The sequence below is a fragment of the Cricetibacter osteomyelitidis genome (genome assembly GCF_004340985.1).
GTDB lineage: Bacteria > Pseudomonadota > Gammaproteobacteria > Enterobacterales > Pasteurellaceae > Cricetibacter > Cricetibacter osteomyelitidis.
In genome coordinates, this window is record NZ_SLYB01000055.1 from 1 (window position 1) to 1,811 (window position 1,811).

Annotated in this window: 2 protein-coding genes; both read left to right on the forward strand. The window is 30.6% G+C overall.

Going from position 1 to position 1,811, the window contains the following annotated elements:
* On the forward strand, positions 1-837 hold an 837-nt coding region (locus EDC44_RS13060), incomplete at its 5' end, for a glycoside hydrolase family 19 protein (protein ID WP_207896772.1).
* A complete protein-coding gene (locus tag EDC44_RS12855; RefSeq protein WP_243647953.1) occupies positions 825-1,619 on the forward strand; it encodes a hypothetical protein in 795 nt (264 codons plus the stop codon). The genes EDC44_RS13060 and EDC44_RS12855, both read left to right, overlap by 13 nt.
* Positions 1,620-1,811 lie beyond the last annotated feature (192 nt).

Below are 1,811 nucleotides of genomic sequence, written 5' to 3' on the forward strand. Positions count from 1 at the left end.
AAACAACGTGCAAGTAATTTGGAAATAGCCTTGGAAGTCGGGCAGTTTAGTACGAGTAAAGAGGCGTATTATTTTCATCCGTTGGGATTGGTGGGATGGTTGGCAACAAAAAACAATTATATAACATTAGAACAATTGAATATATTGTTCCCATCAGCGGATATAAATAAGAAGCAGGAAATTGTTGAGGTTTATAATGAATATTGTGAAATGTTTAATATGCATACACCAAGAGTTATTGCACATTTTTTTGCCCAAATAATGGAGGAGGTTGGTCCTAAAATATCATATAAGAATGAAAGTCTAAATTATTCTTCTGAGCATTTAAAAAGAACTAAAACTATAATTGTAGGTGGAAAGAAATTAACTAAAGGTCCATTTCTATATTTTAGAAATAATCCTTCAGAAGCCGATAAGTATGGACGAAATGCAAATCATCATGCAGATCAAAGAATGATAGCTAACTTAGCGTATGCAAATAGAAATGGCAATGGTGACGTTGATTCAAATGATGGATGGAATTTTAGAGGTAAGGGATTTATTCAATTAACCGGAAGAGGAAATTACTTGAGTGCACAAAAAGAGATTGATAAATATGCGGGTTCTTCAGGTATAGATATTATTAATGAACCAGAATCTATTTTAACTATTAAAGGAGCAATGTTATCTAGCATGGGTTATTGGATATCCCATGGGCTTAATACTGTCGCTGAGAAAGGATGCTCTGATACAGATGTTAATAATGTGACTAATGTGATTAATTCATATACAGATTCTAAAGAAGAAAGAAGACATAATTTTTCTATAACAAAGAGGATATGGAAATGCGAAGAGTAAATTATTTATTGTTTGGAATTTTCTTTTTGATTTTTAATAAATTAGCAATGGCGGATAATCTGTCTAATGTGAATAATTGTTTATATACAGAATTACCTTATGGTGATGGTTATAATGTTAAAGTGCTATTTTTTTCAAATAAGTGTGAGTTGACCAATGATTTAAAAACCATGGTTCAATTAATGCATAAAAATAAAGTTGTTAATCAAACAGACAAAGCGTTTCCTTTAATTATTTCAAATAATGAGTATGGATTCGAAGGGGAAAGGGACATTAGAATGGAAAATGGAATGTTGGAGATAGAAATTGCCAAACCTAATAGAAATATTAGTGAGGCATACAGCATAATATTTTTCTTTAAGGTTGATGGTGAGCTCATTACTTTTGATGATTATAAGATAAACGATCTTTGTTATATCCCTGAGGAAGAATTGTGTCCTAGAGTAGATAAACTAAAAGAAAATAGTCGCTTACATAGAATAATGAAGGAGTTTTTATATGGAATAAATATTTTTGATTTTGATACCAATAAGATATATCAAAATATATATGATGTTTGGCAAGAGGGAGGAATATATTTAGCTGTTAAAACTGATAAAGCTTATTTGTATAATAAACCCAATAAAATAACAAAGGGCTATTTAATTAATAATGATAAGGTTAAGGTTCTTGCTCAAGAGATAGATAGTGTCGGCATAAAATGGTACTTCATCAACTACAAAGGCAAAAAAGACATTAATATGTGGATAAAGGCAGAAGATGTTGATTTGAAGGAAAAATAGTTATTAATCAAAATTCTATAAAAAATGACCGCACTTTTGAGATAAACTCAAACACACTCAAAGTGCGGTCAATTTTTTAGAAATTTTATATAACAAGCTGTAGTGATACACTAATCTTGCAGTCCTCAATAGGTGGTAAAATACCATCCAAAAGAGGAAACCCAAATGAAACAATCAAGACGCACATTTAGC